11 protein-coding genes and 1 riboswitch are annotated in these 17,752 nt (G+C 50.7%); of the genes, 3 read left to right on the top strand and 8 right to left on the bottom strand.

Features of this window, described 5'->3' with window-relative positions:
• Positions 1-37: 37 nt before the first annotated feature.
• Together PSE_RS13560 and PSE_RS13555 are read right to left on the bottom strand one after the other, a co-directional pair.
• Positions 38-1,849 (bottom strand): TonB-dependent siderophore receptor, encoded by a 1,812-nt coding sequence (locus PSE_RS13560; RefSeq protein WP_014285374.1) that lies wholly within the window; start codon positions 1,847-1,849, stop codon positions 38-40.
• A 174-nt stretch (positions 1,850-2,023) separates the two neighbouring features.
• Positions 2,024-2,237: riboswitch (cobalamin riboswitch) on the bottom strand.
• Between the two features lie 176 nt (positions 2,238-2,413).
• Positions 2,414-3,307: a DMT family transporter gene (locus PSE_RS13555; protein ID WP_014285373.1), complete on the bottom strand. Its 894-nt coding sequence runs from the start codon at positions 3,305-3,307 to the stop codon at positions 2,414-2,416.
• A 332-nt stretch (positions 3,308-3,639) separates the two neighbouring features.
• Between PSE_RS13555 and PSE_RS13550 the strand changes: the two genes are divergently transcribed.
• Positions 3,640-5,307 carry a formate--tetrahydrofolate ligase gene (locus PSE_RS13550; RefSeq protein ID WP_014285372.1) on the top strand — a complete coding sequence of 556 codons (1,668 nt, stop codon included), beginning with the start codon at positions 3,640-3,642 and terminating at the stop codon, positions 5,305-5,307.
• On the opposite strand, the gene PSE_RS13545 is transcribed toward PSE_RS13550, so the two are convergent.
• The 4 genes from PSE_RS13545 to PSE_RS13530 form a co-directional block, all read right to left on the bottom strand.
• Entirely contained in the window at positions 5,304-6,428 is a 1,125-nt protein-coding gene (locus tag PSE_RS13545) for a heparin lyase I family protein (RefSeq protein WP_014285371.1), read from the bottom strand. The two genes, PSE_RS13550 and PSE_RS13545, sit on opposite strands and share 4 nt — an antisense overlap.
• Before the next feature lie 116 nt (positions 6,429-6,544).
• Positions 6,545-7,078, bottom strand: a complete 534-nt coding sequence (locus PSE_RS13540; RefSeq protein ID WP_014285370.1) for a regulatory protein RecX — start codon at positions 7,076-7,078, stop codon at positions 6,545-6,547.
• A 156-nt stretch (positions 7,079-7,234) separates the two neighbouring features.
• On the bottom strand, positions 7,235-8,047 hold the full coding sequence (locus PSE_RS13535; RefSeq protein WP_014285369.1) for a ferredoxin--NADP reductase: 813 nt from the start codon (positions 8,045-8,047) through the stop codon (positions 7,235-7,237).
• Positions 8,048-8,388: 341 nt separating this feature from the next.
• Positions 8,389-10,035: an EAL domain-containing protein gene (locus PSE_RS13530; RefSeq protein ID WP_014285368.1), complete on the bottom strand. Its 1,647-nt coding sequence runs from the start codon at positions 10,033-10,035 to the stop codon at positions 8,389-8,391.
• Between the two features lie 249 nt (positions 10,036-10,284).
• Here PSE_RS13530 and PSE_RS13525 point away from each other — a divergent pair, with 249 nt between their 5' ends.
• Both PSE_RS13525 and PSE_RS13520 read left to right on the top strand, forming a co-directional pair.
• Positions 10,285-11,478 carry a hypothetical protein gene (locus PSE_RS13525; RefSeq protein WP_041768478.1) on the top strand — a complete coding sequence of 398 codons (1,194 nt, stop codon included), beginning with the start codon at positions 10,285-10,287 and terminating at the stop codon, positions 11,476-11,478.
• A gap of 250 nt (positions 11,479-11,728) precedes the next feature.
• Positions 11,729-13,633 (top strand): hypothetical protein, encoded by a 1,905-nt coding sequence (locus PSE_RS13520; protein WP_148266147.1) that lies wholly within the window; start codon positions 11,729-11,731, stop codon positions 13,631-13,633.
• A 107-nt stretch (positions 13,634-13,740) separates the two neighbouring features.
• Here the strand turns inward: PSE_RS13520 and PSE_RS13515 are convergent, their stop codons facing one another.
• Together PSE_RS13515 and aspS are read right to left on the bottom strand one after the other, a co-directional pair.
• A complete protein-coding gene (locus PSE_RS13515; RefSeq protein WP_014285365.1) occupies positions 13,741-15,546 on the bottom strand; it encodes an ABC transporter ATP-binding protein in 1,806 nt (601 codons plus the stop codon).
• 155 nt (positions 15,547-15,701) lie between these two features.
• Complete coding sequence (gene aspS / locus PSE_RS13510; RefSeq protein ID WP_008551974.1) at positions 15,702-17,486, bottom strand: aspartate--tRNA ligase; 1,785 nt, start codon at positions 17,484-17,486, stop codon at positions 15,702-15,704.
• Positions 17,487-17,752 lie beyond the last annotated feature (266 nt).

Below are 17,752 nucleotides of genomic sequence, written 5' to 3'. Positions count from 1 at the left end.
AGAATGCCGCCCAACCTTTGCTGAGCGGCATACTTAATCAGAAACTGGCGCTAACACCAGCGTAAACGGAAAGGCCCGGTGTCTGATAATCCTTGATCCGCTCATAGTCCTGATCCAACAGGTTCTCGCCGCGAACGTGGAATGTCAGATTATCATTGTACTGATAAGCCGCTTTTGCGTTGACCAAGACAAAATCGTCGAGGTCTCCGTTGTCTTCAATGCCAGAAACATAACTGGTGTTGAGGTTGAGAGACAAAACATCCACCGGCTTATACGTGGCGCCGACATTGACATCATGCAGAGGCACACGGCGCAGACGTTTTTTATCCGGCCCAACAGCCCATGTGTAGGTGTAAGCAGCATTGAAACTCAGGTTATCGAGCACATCCCAGCTGGCGGAGAGTTCTGCGCCCTGACTGCGGGACAAGCCGTCGATCTGTTCGTACTTGCTTGTGTACGCGATGAGATCTTCAGTCAGTATGTGGAAGTAAGTTGCTCCAAGACGTACTTTACCATCCAGGAAGTCCTGATCGATACCAGCATCAAAGCTCACGCTTGTTTCTGGCTTCAGATCTGGATTGGCTCCCCATTTGCCGAATAACTCGTTGAGAGAAGGTGCGCGGAAGCCATTGCCAAAACTTGAACGGAAGCGTGTTCCTTCCAGCAACTGGTAGGACGTGGTCGCGCGACCAGACCAGTATGTTCCAAAACGAGAATGGTGATCCAAACGGGATGACACAGAGAGACTAAGCTCGTCAGTCGGTTCAACCATTGCTTCAACAAAGCCACCAAATATACGACTGCTGCCATATTCAGCATAATCTTCATGCATCCAATCACCGCCAAAATTCAACGTGATTTCATCGGTTGCATCGAAGGTGTTCAACACATCAAACTTATAGCGATCGCCTTTATATGTACCAGGATTGTCACCGTAGTATTTACGAGTGGTATCAACAATCTGGAATGAAGCATCGGTTGTCATACGGTCATCCAACCAAGCAAAATTTGCTCCCAGTTTACCAATGTATTGGCGATAGTCCTGTTCGTTGCGGGCATCAGGATTATTAAAGCCATCATACTCGCTATGACCATCTGTACCGCGAGCGACAAAGTATAAGTTCAATGCATCTGTAACATCGACGGAGCCTTTTGCAGAGAAGGTCAGGTTTTCATATCCGTCTTCATCTGCAGCCCCGCCTTTGGGAGTTTGCGCGCTGAAACCATCGGTATGGTAACGCTGCACATTAACTGCAATGTCTGCTTTATCAGTAGCAGCCTGAAACCCATAGGACGCATTCACAGTCCCGTAACTACCACCCTCCACCGCAGCATTGTGTTTTACGGTGCCAGGCTCAGCTCGCTTGGTAATGATGTTGATGACACCACCAACAGCTTGTCCGCCATACAAAGCACTATGCGAACCTTTCAGAATCTCAATTCGCTCCACATCGTTTAACAGAATGTGCTCAAGACGCGCTTCGACTTGCGTTCCAGATGGGTCTGCAATATCGACCCCATCAACAAGGATTTTTGTGTAGTAGCCGCTCATTCCACGGATGCGTAGAGCACTTGCTTTCCCCGCCCCTCCGTTCTGCGAAAAGGAAATGCCTGGGAGTTTGATCAGGTATTCAGAGACGAACGTAGCGCCATCGTTTTTAAGGTCTTCTTCGGTGACGACATGGGTTGTGGAGCCGACTTTGCCGGCTTCGGTTTCCGTTCTGTTGGCGATGACGATGACTTCGTCGAGATCAGCTTCCTGCGCAGTTGATGCGAGGGTTGAGCTGAGGAGTGCTGAGAGAGCTACGCCGGATTTGAGGGTAGCTGCGATCCAAGATGTGTTACGCACGAGTTTGGTCCACCATTCACAGCAGCTTTCAGAACTGCTATGCTGTTGATTGCATTGTGCGTCTTTGGAGAAATCTACTCTAACCTCTTGAAAAGAGGTGTGTTTGATTGCCGGTCAGACGCACTGTGAATGTCACCTGAACGGAATACCGCCCCTTAGCACGCCCCGTGCTTTGGGTGAGTGACTGCATCTGGCAGGTCTCCTGGCTTGCGCGTCCTTATTGCTGCTCCGCCTTCCCAACACTGCTTTAAACAACAGCATCAGTGGCATGTGTGAGCAACAACTCTACGCTTACAGTTGCGGGGGCAGCCACGGCTTATCCAATAGGACCGTGTTCCCTTTTCATTTTCATCTGATCGATAAAAATACCAAATACCCGGCTATTGATCAGATTTCGGGGGCTTCCGTCAACTGCCTCTGCAAGGAACTTGATAAAATTCGACCAATTGCCGGGTAAACTCACAGAAATTGCAAGTGATTGTTCCACTACCAGATCTTGCGGTGCGGCCTTAGTCGGTCGCACCTGCTTGTGGTGGTTAGATAGAGTATGATCTTTCTCGCTGATTAGCTCATGAAGATCAGTGCACAGCCAACAATAACGAGGAGTGCTCCGATCCATGCACCGATGGCTGGGAACTCTTTGGTCTGCCACCAGAGAACTGGCAGCATCATTGCTGGTGTTGTTGCGGAAAGCGTAGAGACAATGCCTACTTCGCCGCCGCTGAGCGCATAGAGGATCAAGGTCATACCGATGCCCATGCCAAGCATGCCGGACAAGGATGCGAGTGCGACGATCTCTTTGTTGATCGGGTTTGCAAGGCGGAATGGACGGCCTGGCAGGTAGAACAGCGCCAGCAAGCCAAAGGCAGCGATAGTACAGCGCATGAGGGAGATCGCGACAGGATCAGCGCCGCTTTCCATGACGGGACGGATGATGATCGAACCCACGGACTGGGAGAGAGCCGCCAAAGTGCCGAAGAGGACGCCGACCACGACCGGACCTCTGATTGCTTCCCATTTATGCAGTTGGTCTTTGCGCTTTCCGAATGCGATGGCGAGGATAACGCCGACAAGAACGCAGGCAATGCCGATAACGGCCTGCAGAGACAGCTCCTCAGACAAGAACAACCAGCCCAGCAGAGCTGACATGGGTGCGTTCATAGAGAACAGAATGGCTGTACGGCGCGGCCCCATGCGATTGAGGGTGAGGAACAACAGTGTGTCCCCCATGAAGATGCCGATAAAGCCAGACAAGAAGATGAGTGATGCATGGCTAGAATCAACGGTATTCCATGTGCCGGTTGCAAACATATAGGCGCCCAGAAACAGCACAACGAACCACATGCGCACACAGTTGAAGCCGATGGCTCCTAAATGCGCAGCAGGTTTTGCAGAAATGAGACCACCGATGGCCCAGGTGGCAGCAGCACCGAGCGCGGCAACTTCGAATAAAAACATGGGGTGACCTAACCGACGAAACTACGGCCTTGGCGTAGATAATTTTGAAAACCCAAACAGCTCTAAAGCCCTTGGTTTTGTCGCGCAAGCTCAGTTTGGTGATATTTAGAACAGACCAACAGCTATTCAGGCAATAATGTTTCCAGTCTCAGCAAAAATGCAAATGACAGCCGTTAACTAAGTTGCTTTCAAGTGATCAGACACAATCTTGAACTTTCTACGTGCATTCGTTAGAGCTTCTACGTAGGGATTACATTGCTGTTCCTGCCTGATTTGCGTTTTGACGCTCTCTCCGGCTCCTTTGGTGACCTGTTCTAATCTGGAGTTTTTCCATGAAAGATATTGAAATTGCCCGCGCAGCAGACATGAAACCAATTGCGCGTATCGCTCAAAATCTGGAGATCCCGGAGGATGCTCTTGAGCCTTATGGTCGCTTCAAGGCCAAAGTGAACCTGGATGAGATGCCAGAGGTGAACAGCCGGCCACATGGAAAACTCATACTTGTGACTGCTGTTTCCCCTACTCCTGCAGGTGAGGGTAAAACAACAACGACGGTTGGCCTTGGTGATGCACTGAACCGCATTGGCCTGAAAACAACCATCTGCCTGCGTGAACCTTCTCTAGGCCCGTGTTTTGGCATGAAAGGTGGGGCTGCTGGTGGCGGTTATGCCCAGGTGGTGCCGATGGAAGATATCAATCTTCATTTCACCGGCGATCTGCATGCAATCACCGCAGCTCATAACCTGCTTTCAGCCATGATCGACAACCACATCTATTGGGGCAATGCGGAGAACATTGATCAGCGCCGCATCGTGTGGCGCCGCGTGGTGGACATCAATGATCGCTCACTGCGATCCATTACCACTGGCCTTGGCGGTGTGAGCAATGGATACCCAAGCGAGTCTGGCTATGACATCACCGTTGCCTCTGAAGTGATGGCGGTGTTGTGCTTAGCCGAGAACCTGCAGGATCTTCAGGACCGACTTGGCCGGTTGCTGATTGCGTATCGTAAAGACAAGACACCAGTTTACTGCCGTGACCTGAAAGCTGATGGTGCGATGACGGCTCTGCTGAAAGATGCCTTCCGCCCTAATCTAGTGCAGACACTGGAGAACAATCCGGCTTTTATTCACGGTGGCCCATTTGCGAACATCGCACATGGCTGCAACTCGGTGATCGCGACCAAGACTGCCTTGCGCCTTTCTGATTATGTGGTGACGGAGGCAGGATTTGGTGCAGATCTTGGTGCAGAAAAGTTCTTCAACATCAAATGCCGCCAAGCTGGTTTAACACCAAATGCGGTAGTGGTTGTGGCAACTGTGCGTGCCTTGAAGATGCATGGCGGCGTTGCCAAGAACGCGTTGACGGAAGAGAACATCGACGCACTTGAAAAAGGCATGAGCAATCTGGAGCGCCACGTCAAAAACTGCCAGAGCTACGGCGTGTCTGTAATTGTTGCCATCAATCGCTATGGCCCTGATACGGATCAGGAAATCGCCACCATAATGAAGCGTATGGAGAAACTTGGTGTAAAGGCCGTTCCATGCACACACTGGGCCAATGGTTCCAAGGGCACTGAGCAGCTCGCAACTTCAGTTTCTGAAATTCTGCAGACAACTGAATCTGACTTCAAGCACCTTTATGAGGATGATCTGGGTCTTTGGAAAAAGATCCGCCGCATCTGCAAGAAGATTTATGGTGCCTCCAAAATCACTTGCGATCAGTCTGTGAAGAATCAGCTGAAGGCCTATGAAGAGCAAGGCTACGGGCATCTTTCCGTTTGTATGGCGAAGACCCCCTACTCCTTCTCGACCGATCCTAGCCTGCTTGGGGCACCTACTGACTACAGCATTCATGTGCGGGCGGTACGGCTTTCAGCCGGTGCCGGGTTCATTGTGGCCCTGACGGGTGACATCATGGTGATGCCGGGTCTGCCACGCCATCCAGCTGCGGAAACCATTGGACTTGATGAGAACGGTCAGGTTGAAGGGCTGTTCTAATCCACATCTGATCGGTGTGGGCCTCTGCGAAAGCGGTCCAGATAGACGGTTGATTGCAGATCATCGCGATCATAATCCCGGTAATGCCCAAACTTGAAGTATTGGGTGTTACCGGAGAACTCATCATTGCCGATATAACCGGTAACACGGGCGATGAACCTATCATTGGCCCAGATCTCGATAATCCCCTGCCCGACGCGACTTCCCTTTACCCGATAGCGCATATCCACCCAGCCGTCAGTGGGGTCTGGCAGAACAGGATCATCGGAGAGTTCAATCTTGATGCCGGGGTAATCTGAATAGGTTTGTGGATCTGCCAGAAACGGGAACTTGGAGGTATCCTGCGTTTCAATCGCCTTCTTCAGCTCTTCCAGAGTGAGCCCGCTGCCAAGGAACTCGTCTGAGGTTCGGGTTGCGTCATTTCTGTTACGAAAACCCTGACGATCTAAACTCAGCATTTGCTGGAGTTCACGCGAGAAGCCTTTGAAGTCCTGTTGATAGCTACCCTCGGCTTGTGCCACTAACTTGCGTGTATCGTTGTGCTGCACCGTTATATGAAAGACGCCGTTGTCAAACCGTTGCGCGAGAAATGGACTGCCTCCGGAATCTTCTTTCCATTGACCGATCACCCATCGGGTTGAGCCTGCAGGCCAAACTGTTCCATCGATTTTGAAGCTGAACGAATACCAAACCTCATCTCCAAAATCGCAGCGCTTCTGGCGGGCTTCCCAAAGTTCGTTTTTGAGATTGCCTTCCGAATCCAGCTCATCATCACCGAAGACCGTGATTGCCAGCGCATGGCCGCCATCGCGCACCACATCACTTTCAATCTGGAAGTTTTCCGGCTTGTTCATCCGGTGGATGTCCCAGTTTTCCGGGCTGGGATACTCGTCGAAGTCATCGATGATAACAGCACACTTGGTTTGACGCATCTGGTCAACGTGTAGACCTCCACCTTGCTCGGGCGTAACGATGACATCCTTTTTTTCGGGGGGCTCATTTGCGGGTGTTCGATCATTTGCCAAGGAAGCAGCTGGCAATATCAGCAGGCTCACTCCGGCAAGCGCAGAAATCAGCAGATTGTGTTTTCTGAAGGTGGTGCGTCGATCTGAACCCGGCATCTTTTCTCCCAAAGGTGCGGTGCTGGATTAAGTACAGATCAGATCAATCTAGAGAAGAATTCTTGCTGCCTTTACAAAAGGCCCTTGGGATTTTTCAAAGGATTTGACGAAAATCCTCAGAGCACTGCCGCGTAGATGATGTCTTCGGCCTCTTCCAAAGTCATATCAACAATCTTTTGGGAGAGTGAATATGGGAAGCCAGCCCGCACAAGACTGGCCAGTTCCTTGTCGCGGCGCTCTTCTTTTGGCTTTGTGCGCCATGGGCCTAGTCTGCGACGTTTGGCATAGGAGATGGCGGCGCGCTGGTCGTCGTGCTCTTCATCATCAAAGGCAGTCTGGATGTTTTCGCCAGACACACCTTTAGCGCTGAGTTCCAGCTTGATACGGGACTTGGACTTGCCTTTGACCGTGCCAGACCTGATTTTGCTTTGGGCAAAGCGCAGGTCATCAATGAAGCTGTGCTCACGGCAAAACGCGACCACAGGCTCGATCAGCTCATAATACTCGTAGGGTTCTTCTTCTGCTTCTCTGGCTCGACGCTCAATCTTGCGTTTCAAAACACGCCGCAAGCTGTCTTCGGACGCGCTGTATCTGTTGAGATAATGTAGCGCGGCCCGGCGCAGATATTCAGAGGATATTTTCTTGCCCACGTGAGCCCATCTCCAATCCAGAGCAGTCTGCGCTCATATCTATTCGCGCATCTGGCTCTAAATCTTTTTCTTAGAGCGTATTCTCACCCGACAATCGAAACTCTTTTGCGGGAATACGCTGCAACAGAAATGAGCTATCACATATTTTGCGGCAGGTTAGCCCACGAACGCACGTTCAACAACAAAATCACCAGGATGGTTGTTGGCCCCTTCCGTAAAGCCGCGCTGTTCCAGCAGCGCTTTGGTGTCTGCGATCATGTGCATGGAACCGCAGATCATGGCTCGGTCTTCAGCAACGTCCAGTGGTGGCACTGAGAGATCATCAAAGAGCTTACCACTTTCGATCAGGTGCGTGATGCGCCCTTCCCGTTTGAAACGCTCACGGGTTACGGAGTTATAAAGGTGCAATTTGCCCGCTGCGACTTCACCGATCAGGGGATCATTGGTGATGTCAGCGACCAGCTCTTCCCCATAGCGTAGTTCAGCGATTTCACGAGTGGTGTGGGTCAGGATCACTTCCTCAAACTTCTCGTAGGTTTCTGGATCGCGGATCAGGCTGGCAAATGGCGCGATGCCAGTGCCGGAAGAGAACATGTAAAGACGCTTTGCCGGAGACAGTGCATCGAGGACAAGGGTACCGGTGGATTTCTTCTTCAGAAGAACATGATCCCCTTCTTTGATCTTCTGCAGATGCTGGGTCAGTGGGCCATCCGGAACCTTGATGGAGAAGAACTCCAGCTCTTCATCCCAGGATGGGCTGGCAATAGAGTACGCTCGGAACAGAGGCTTGCCGTCGATCATCAAACCGATCATCACAAACTCACCAGAGCGGAATCTGAAGCTTGTTGGGCGCGTGATTTTGAACCGGAAAAGACGGTCCGTGAAATGAGTCACTTCCGTTACTGTTTCTACAAAGACATTTGCAGGAACTGCGCTCTCCAATTCCGCACCCTTTATGATCTGGTTCATCGTTAGCCTTGCTCCGATTGATGAGTTTGGCAAAGGCTAACCCAAGCTGAAGGCTGTGCTGAGGCACATGCAGCTAATTAAACCCGTGCGAGTGAATATTTCTTTTCCAGTTGCTTTGTTCCGTAGAATGCTGTCTTCCACCTCCCCTACAGGAGCAAGAAATCAACCTATCCCCCTTGGAAGCCCTCGCAGTATAGTAATCTATCCAACATACGCCTTATTTAATTATGGAATAATTACTGATTATTCAACGGTACATGCAAAGTTGTGCATGCGGCGGCGTGATTAATGCCCTTCAACAGGCAATAAACGAAGGCTCTGTACGAACGAGATTGGGTGGATTAGTTGGTGCTGTCCTGAGACGCGACTTGCTCTAATGCAGCGTCTGAGGCTTCTTTCTTCTCTTCCAGCACCTTCACCGGATTGCGGCGATCTGTGAAGATATCTTCCGCAAACTCAAGGTACTTGCGAGCCGGTAGAGGTTTAGAGAAGATGTAGCCCTGTGCGGAAGATACGCCGAGCTCGCGTAGCAGAACGATTTGCTCGTACTTCTCTACGCCCTCTGCAATGATGCCCATGTTCATGGTGTCAGCCAGCTCAGCTATTGCATCAACCAGACGGAATGCATTTTCTTCACTGCCGAGAGGATCGATGAACATCTTATCGATCTTGACGATATCCATGCCAAGCTTTTGCAGGTATGCCAGACCACCGTGACCTGTTCCCACATCATCCAGCGCAACGCGAATGCCGTGCGCCTGCAGCTCCGCGATGATTTTTCTGGCCAGATCGATATCTTCCAAAGGCTGTCGTTCAGTCACCTCCATCACCACCTGATTAAGGGCGATTGGAGAATCCTCGTAGATATCGAGGAGATCATCCACGATGGACCGATCGTTGAAGTGGCCTGCAAACAGGTTCACAGAAAGCTTGAGTTCCGGATGCTTGGAATAGAGCTCTCCCAGATCATCAATGGACTGACGCATGATGCTGCGGGTCATCTCGAAGATGTGGCCTGAGGTCTCTGCATAGGTCATGAACTGGCCGGGAGGCACCATTTTACCGTTGGGAAGCTGCCACCTCATCAGCATTTCGCAGCCCTGTAGCTCACCTGTCACGATATCAACAACAGGCTGGTAATACGGAATGAACTCGTTGTTGCGGATGGAGGCGACAAAGTCGTCTTCTGCGTCCTTCTCCGGCTTCCAGGAAAGCCAGACGCCCAAAGCGATGAGGAAGATAGCAATACCAGAACAGGCGATCACAGCGACGATTTTGAGTTCTCCAACCAGGCTCATGACGGCATTACGGTCGCTTCTGATGCGCACATTAATTGGATAAATGGTGGAGGCTGCAAACTCTTCGATGAAGTTGCTGCCCATGATCACCGGCAGATTGCTGTTGGCCGGGTTCACCCAGACGTGGTCGCGGCCAAGACGCACTTCGATTTCAGAAGCGTGGCGCAGATAGTCAGGACCCGGTTCGATAGCCAGAACGGTTGGCGAGATGTTGGCCACCAAACGCCAGCCATTGCGCAGTTTCCATGAGACCAACGCTGTGCGGATGCCCTGATACTCCATCCAGGACATGCCAATTCCAACGCGGGGAGCATCGGGCTTCAGTGCGGGCAGAATGCTGCTGCCGCGGCGCACCTGAGCTGGGACATAGCACATGGGCACACCGCGATGATCCACGATGCCAATGGCGTTGATGATGACGTTTTCTGAAAGCGTCTTTTCAAACTCGCCCTGATTTTGGCGCGTACAGGACGTCAGCCCTTTCACCTGCATCTGGCGCAGAACTTCCACCACATCGGAGATTGCTGCTTCACTGCGAGAAATATACCGGTCTGCAATCGCGTTCATCTCGTTACGCGCCTGATGCATCGCGAAGTTCTCAAGGATCATATTTCCGATGAGCAGTGGCAGAAGCGCCAATCCCAAAGCAACCAAAATTGCGCGGACAAATACGAAATAATGGCGAGACACAACAACGACCTTAAATTGCAGACTACGGCTACCTATTTCTATGATTAAGGCTTACTTAAAACTGTAAAAATCATCCAAACACCCCAAACGATCCCCAGATGCTTTCAAAATTTGCATCCAAACGCGCAAATGCGACTTGTTTTCTCTTAGAGTGATTTGACTTTTTGCAGTGATATACACGCGCCCCTAACCCTCACTATGCCATTTTACGCTCCAACTGCCTTCAAACGGCAAACCTGGAGCCGAAACATGCACAGTTCTGAGTTACCACGTCATCGTTCTGCTTTTGCGTTCTTCCTTGCCCTCTTCTTTAGCTACATTTTCGCAACTGCGGCTTCAGCTCAGATCAATACTGACAATCCTGTTGCCAAGGCATTTTTGCAAAACCTGCAGGATCACGGACTGACGCTCACACATGTGGGGCCAGTAACGGTTGACAATGACGTGCTCTCAATTGGCGGCATTGAAGGTTACCCGACTGCGGATAAGACAACACGTTTTAAGATCGGTGATCTTGGTCTTGCGCAAGCATCGTTGGAAAGTGACGGCCGGATTTTTGTTGGCGCGTTTGCAGCCTCGAACTTTGAGATTGATGAAACAGATTTCGAGTTCTCAGCAGAAAGGATTGCGATTACGGATCTGTATCTGCCCAATGAAGATGATTTGAAAAATCCGGCATCAGATCTCCCTACTTCGCTTTATTCCACTGCCGAAGTCATGGGCTTGCTGTTTGAGGACCGCTCCAGCGGTCAATCCATGCCCATTGAGCGGGTGACGATTGACTTTGACATCAATAATGGCGGTTTTCCGATTGTTGCCAGCGTTCAGGTTGCAAACATAGTGCTGAACCGAACGATGTTTGCGCCTCCCCAACAGCAGCTTCTTGATGAGTTGGGATTGCCGCAAGTGAATGCAGATATTGATTTTGAAGGCGAATGGAATGGCGATACTGGCGAAGTGAACATTCCCAGCGCAGCCATTGTTTTGCGAGATCTCTTTTCCGTGCAGCTCTCTGTTCAGCTAGAAGGCCTCACAGATACCGTTGTTGAACAGATTGCCGAGCTGGCGACCAAAGACAACGTTATTGCATTGGACTTGCTGCAAAGCGCGGCAGTGGCAAACTTCGACCTGTCGCTGGTCAATGAAGGTGGCCTGGATGAGGTTTTAGAACAGCAGGCCCATCGGCAGGGTCAGTCCAAATCAGCGTATGTTCGCCAACTGACTGATCGGGCTGAGAAGCAGTTTAAGAGGATACCGGATCAAGCCAAGCAGCTGGAGTTCACAGAAGCCGTTTATAGCTTTTTGCAAAATCCGCAGAGTATCACGCTGAGCGCTACCCCTAAGGCACCAATAAGTGTAACACAAATTCTTGGGGTATCTGCAATTTCTCCCGTCTCGATCATTTCTTTGCTTGGCATCGCGCTTGAAGCAAATGTAAACTAGAGAGGAACCCTCCTACTGACCATTGAAGGTTTATTTAATGCCTTTCCAAAATTTTAAGCGGCAGGGATTTTTTGCCGTTTCAATCACTGTATTAGGTTTATCCGCCCAACCTGCCCTTTCCAGCCCAGCATCCGATCTTCTTGATAAGTACAATGCTTGGTTCCTTGCAAACGGTGCAGAGAAAGCATCTTATGCGCAGGCAGTTGACGACGGATCGAAAACTGAAATCCTGGATCATACAATCGAAGGAATGTTCACATTTTCGTTCGACGAGGACAAACCTAAAGCTGGCGTTTACTACATCATAAACACGCCTAAAGCAGTCTATGAAGGCTCATCGCGCGATGGTGAAACATTCAGTTTTGACACCGTTACCACTGATAAAGTGAATATCGAACTTGGCTTCTTTGATAAAACAGAGAACGTCAATAGCGTCGCTGAAGCTCAGGCCTCCAATGATGTCTTTAAGGTCACCAGCAGTGCGACAGGCTATGTGGTTTCAGGGTACACTGAAAACTGGATTAACTTGCCTGTTCTGGCCGATGGCATCACAGCAGATGAGTTTCAGCAACTACTCGTTGCGGCAACTCGTATTTCTTATGATCACAGCAGCATTGCTGAAGCAGCTGCAGATTTTGTTGTTGCCGACGCGGTTACTGGAACGTACTCAATCAAGAATGGCGTTTTTTCCGAAGCGAAAGACGGCGTAATCGCGTTGAACACCTTTGAAAAAGTCGCCTACTCTTCAACTACTTCAGTTGTTACAGACGGTCGTGATGTTTCGACAATATCTGAAACTGTCTACAATGACTTTAAAATCAAAAATCAAGACTTACGACCTTTGCTCGCACTGTTAGGTGCTGGCGACGCTCCATCTGACCTGTTGGTTGGTGAGTACAGTGTTGGCAGTTTCACAAGCTCAATGAAGACAGAGGGCGGGCCAGCATCTGCCCCATTTGGCGTCATGGAATCCAGCGCAGGCGCTTCTGTTACCAAAGATGTGCGCATGTCTGGAGGAGATGCCGGTAAGCTTTGGCAGGCATTTAACAATCTCAAGAGCAAACCAGAAGGCGAAGAAGCGGTAGAGCAGTTTTTTGGTCTTCTTGATGCTCTTGGGTCTTTCTCTATCGCCTATTCTGACGTGAATGATATGGCGGTTAAAGTCTGGGATCCAATCCGTGCTCGGATGAAAGACACTAAAGCGCCAAGCTTTGAAGCCACAATAAAGCACGTCTCAATGACTGATCTGACAAATAACAGTCTTGGGCAGATGAAGTTTGAAGGTTTGCATGGTGCCGTCGAAGGCGACGATGCGGTGTTTGATCTGGATACCTTTGAACTTGCGAATCTTGCATGGCCTAGCCTACGTACTATTGTTGAAAGCTCTCTAGTAGCAGAAGCTGATCCTGAAGCGGCGATGAAAGCCATTCCAACAATTGGTCGCATTTCTGCTGCTGGTCTAAACATACAGGCTGACGATCTGCCAACACCTGTTTCCCTTGATGAGCTCACCATCGAGATGGGCAACCATATCGGCCCTATCCCGACAAGCCTGTCTGAAGTTATTGGTGGCTTGAGCTTTGATGCTGTGCTCCTTCAAGAGCCAATGGTACTAGGTGTGCTTGACCGTCTTGGTATTGAGCGTGTCAATCTCACACAAGACTTCAAAATCGCTTGGGATGAGAGCACAGAAGATCTCACTCTTGAGAAGTTTGAGTTTGAGCTGGAGAACGGCCTGAAGCTGCGTGCTGACATTCAATTGGGCGGCATTCCTCGCTCCCTCTTTGAAAAGCCGCATGAAGCAGAAGCTGTGATTGCGCTGGCTACCTTCAAAGGCGCTCAGATTGAAGTGCTGGACTCCCCACTGATCCGTGAGTTGCTGGCGGCACAGGCTGAACAGGCAGGCGTTCCAGCTGAGATGCTGGCATCCATGATGATTGATGGTTCTCTGCAGCAGGCTGGCCCGCTGGCTGAGACTGAGTTTGCACTGGAACTGGCAAATGCTGCGAAGAAATTTGCTGGCAAGCCAACCAACATCCGCGTAACTTTGGCGCCACAGTCTGCGGTCCCACTCATGCAGCTTGGAGGTCTTGCAGCTCTGGCACCTCAACAGTTGCCTGAGTTGCTGGGTGCGACAGTGACTTACACCGAGTAAGTTCATCTGATCCAGAACAAGAAAAGCCGCTGTGATTGGATGATCACAGCGGCTTTTCTTGTTCTGGATCAGAGTTTTCTGCTCTGAGCCCAAACTTAAGAGGAACATCAGGCTTCTGAAGAGTCTTCCTGAGTTTCTTCTTTCGTGTTGGTGAACTGAAGCTCACACAAATGGCGGTAGTAACCATCCATCTCGTAGAGCTGATTGTGCGTACCACTTTCCAGAAGTTTGCCATGTGACAGAACATGGATTGTGTCTGCATCGCGTACTGTTGCGAGGCGGTGCGCAATCACCAATGTGGTGCGCCCTTTCATCAGCCTTGCGAGAGCCGTCTGCACTTTGTTCTCAGATTCAGCATCCAGAGCAGACGTAGCCTCATCAAGCAGCAGGATTGGAGCATTAGAAAGCATTGCACGCGCAATTGCCAAACGTTGACGTTGACCACCTGAGAGGCGTGTACCGCCCTCACCTGCATTGCTGTCATAGCCCTTCTCCATCTTCTCGATGAACTCATGGGCATTCGCATTCTTAGCAGCTTCGATGACTTCTTCATCTGTCGCATCCGGACGACCGATGAGGATGTTCTCTTTGATAGTCCGATCGAATAGGAACGTATCCTGTGTTACGATCGCGATGTTGCTACGCAGGCTCTCCATGTTGAAGTCACGGATGTTCTGGCCATCAATGATAATCTTACCAGAATCGACTTCATAAAAGCGTTCGATCAGAGAAAAGACCGTCGACTTACCAGCACCAGAAGCACCGACCAAAGCTGTAACGTCACCCGCTTTTGCAACGATATCCAGACCGTTCAAAGCTTTGGTTTCACCGTAGTCGAACTCAACCTTTTTGAACTCAATGCAGCCTTTCGAAACGACGAGGTCAGGCTTATCAGAGGTGACCTGATTTTCCTCTGGCATATCCAGAAGTTCGTACATCAGACGCACACCAACAAGCTTCGTATTCAAATTGACCTGGAACCGTGCAAGGCGTTTGATTGGCTCATATGCAAGCAGCAGCGCGGTAATGAAGGCAAAGAACGCACCTGGGTCCTGACCCAATGCAATCACACTATAACCGCCATAGAGAATGATGATACCAATTGCGATGCCACCCAAAGTTTCCATCAATGGCGACGTTCTGGCTGTTAGCTTCGCGATCTTATTGGACTGCTGTTCTACGCTGGATACCGCATCATCCATTGCTCCATGCATCTTCTCTTCATAGTTGAAAGACTTAACAACACGAATACCCAGAGCCATTTCCTTGACCAGCGAAAGGATCAATGTCTGGGAAACAAACTGGCTTTTTGCGATCTTCTTCACTCGACGTACAAGCTTTGACACCGCATAGACAGCTGGAGGCATGATTGCCAAGGAGATTAACGAGAGCAATGGATTCTGCCAAACCATAACGGTGACAAGACCAATTACGGACATAACGTCACGACCTGCGGACAAGATGATCAAATCCATAACACCGCGCGCAGCCCCAGTATTATGGCTGAAGCGCGTTGCTAGATCTCCAAAGGTCGTATGGTCGAAATAACTAACACCTAATCGCGTCACCTTTTCAAACATGTCGCGCTGGAGCTTGGCAACGATCGAGTTACCAATCTTGCTCAAAACGACTGTCTGCCCGTAGGTTGCCAATCCTTTGGTCAGGAAGATTGTCACCACTGCGCCTGAGATGATGTAGACCATGGTGATGTTGCGATCGATGAAGACCTGGTTGATCACATTCTTCATGATGGCTGCGCTGCCTGCACCTGCGGCTGCGGCTACCAGCATGAAAGCAAACGCGATCATGTATTGGAACTTGTATTGCCCGAAGTTTTCACGGAGAAGGCGGCGGATGAGGCTGGGAGCGCCTTCATCGTCCGCAAACAGCTTTTTGCTTATGGCGTCGAACACCTAAAACCCTCAGCTTTTCCAGCGAAATTAAGTATGGCTGCTTAATTTGCTACCGGTAGAAGATGAAAAGGCGACCGTAGATCTACGACCGCCCTTTCATGAGATTTATAACATTATGACGAGCTTCGCCATACCTGCTTTTCTGCCAGCGGCTCTTATGCTTCCGGCAGGTTCAGGCGGATGTGAAGATCGCGCAGCTGAGCTGGGAACACATCACTTGGAGCACCCATCATCAGGTCCTGTGCCTGCTGGTTCATTGGGAACAGGGTCACTTCACGCAGGTTCTTTGCGCCAACCAGCAGCATAACGATACGGTCAACACCAGCCGCCATACCGCCGTGTGGAGGAGCTCCGTACTGGAACGCGCGGTACATGCCGCCGAACTTTTCTTCCAGCAGGCTTTCGTCGTAACCAGCAATCTCGAAGGCTTTCTTCATGACTTCGACCTGGTGGTTACGGATCGCGCCGGAGCCGATTTCGTAACCGTTACAGACGACGTCGTACTGGTAGGCGTTCAGTTCAAGCGGCTCAACGTTGGTAAGGCCGTCCATACCGCCTTCTGGCATAGAGAATGGGTTGTGGCAGAAGTCAACTTTCTTGTTTTCTTCGTCCCATTCGTACATTGGGAAGTCAACGATCCAGCAGAGTGCGAACTGATCTTCGTCGATCAGGTTCAGCTCTTCAGCTGCACGGGTACGGGCTTTACCAGCAAAGTCAGCAAACTTCTTAGGATCGCCAGCAGCGAAGAATACTGCATCACCTTCATCAAGGCCAAGCTGTGTGCGGACAGCTTCGGTGCGCTCAGCGCCGATGTTTTTCGCAATTGGGCCTGCGCCGGCGATTGTGTCTTCTTCTTTGCGGAAGAAAATGTAGCCGAGGCCTGGCTGACCTTCGCTCTGTGCCCATGAGTTCATGCGGTCACAGAATGCACGGGAGCCGCCCTTAGGAGCTGGGATTGCCCAAACCTGAACCTTAGGATCGCTCTCGATCATACGTGCGAAGACTTTGAAGCCGGAGCCAGCAAAGTGTTCAGTGACTTCCTGCATTTCGATCGGGTTACGCAGGTCAGGCTTGTCGGAGCCGTACTTGCGGATCGCCTCAGCATAAGGAATGCGCGGGAATTCTTTGGTAACTGGCTTACCTTCAGAGAACTCCTCAAACACACCGCGGATCACTGGTTCCATGGTCTGCAGCACGTCTTCCTGAGTAACGAAGCTCATTTCCACGTCGAGCTGGTAGAACTCGCCTGGAAGACGGTCAGCGCGTGGATCTTCGTCGCGGAAACATGGTGCGATCTGGAAGTATTTGTCAAAGCCGGACATCATAAGCAGCTGTTTGAACTGCTGTGGTGCCTGTGGCAGTGCGTAGAACTTGCCTGGGTGAATACGAGATGGCACCAGGAAGTCGCGTGCACCTTCTGGGGAAGACGCGGTCAGGATTGGTGTCTGGAACTCGTTGAATTCCGCATCATTCATGCGCTTACGCATGGAGTTGATGATCTTTGTGCGCTTCATCAGGTTTGCGTGCAGTGTGTCGCGGCGCAGGTCTAGGAAGCGGTATTTCAGGCGGATGTCTTCCGGATATTCCAGTTCGCCGAAGACTGGCAGAGGCAGCTCCTGAGAGTCACCGAGAACTTCCATATCGCGGATAAAGATTTCGATTTCCCCGGTGCCGAGGTTTTCGTTGATGGTTTCGTCAGAACGTTTCTTCACGTCACCATCGATGCGAATGCACCATTCGGAGCGGACGGTTTCAGCCAGCTTGAAGGCTGCGGAGTCCGGATCAACAACACACTGCGTAATGCCGTAGTGGTCACGCAGGTCGATGAACAGCAGGCCGCCGTGATCGCGTACACGGTGTACCCAGCCAGAAAGGCGAGTGGTTTCACCTACATTGTTTGCCCGCAGCTCTCCGCAGGTATGGCTTCGATAACGATGCATAGCGTCCTCAGTGGTATTCAAGTGAATCATAAAATTCAGAAACTGGTTGACCCATTCAAAAGGTCATCCGGCTGGAAAAGACATGTCAGCATCCTAAAGTCAAGTAAGTGAGTGACTTTGGCGCTGTTTCTTGCGGACATTTCCCGAGTTTCCTCTACCTACGTGGTTTTCGCGAGGCTTTGACTGCGACCCCTTGGTCGCCAGAGAGCAAAAATCGACATTTACAACCACTTGATGAGAAAACGAGAAAGTTAGATAGGGACAAG

Origin of the sequence: Pseudovibrio sp. FO-BEG1 (assembly GCF_000236645.1) — a bacterium.
Classification (GTDB): Bacteria; Pseudomonadota; Alphaproteobacteria; order Rhizobiales; family Stappiaceae; genus Pseudovibrio.
The sequence above is the reverse complement of the archived record's forward strand: the minus strand, read 5'-3'. Positions and strand labels throughout refer to the sequence as shown.

Excerpts from the sequence above, each read along its gene's own strand:
- PSE_RS13555 (WP_014285373.1), bottom strand. The coding sequence starts at position 3,307 with ATGTTTTTATTCGAAGTTGCCGCGCTCGGTGCTGCTGCCACCTGGGCC.
- aspS (WP_008551974.1), bottom strand. The coding sequence starts at position 17,486 with ATGCATCGTTATCGAAGCCATACCTGCGGAGAGCTGCGGGCAAACAAT.
- PSE_RS13520 (WP_148266147.1), top strand. The coding sequence starts at position 11,729 with ATGTTCACATTTTCGTTCGACGAGGACAAACCTAAAGCTGGCGTTTAC.
- PSE_RS13550 (WP_014285372.1), top strand. The coding sequence starts at position 3,640 with ATGAAAGATATTGAAATTGCCCGCGCAGCAGACATGAAACCAATTGCG.
- PSE_RS13545 (WP_014285371.1), bottom strand. The coding sequence starts at position 6,428 with ATGCCGGGTTCAGATCGACGCACCACCTTCAGAAAACACAATCTGCTG.
- PSE_RS13525 (WP_041768478.1), top strand. The coding sequence starts at position 10,285 with ATGCACAGTTCTGAGTTACCACGTCATCGTTCTGCTTTTGCGTTCTTC.
- PSE_RS13535 (WP_014285369.1), bottom strand. The coding sequence starts at position 8,047 with ATGAACCAGATCATAAAGGGTGCGGAATTGGAGAGCGCAGTTCCTGCA.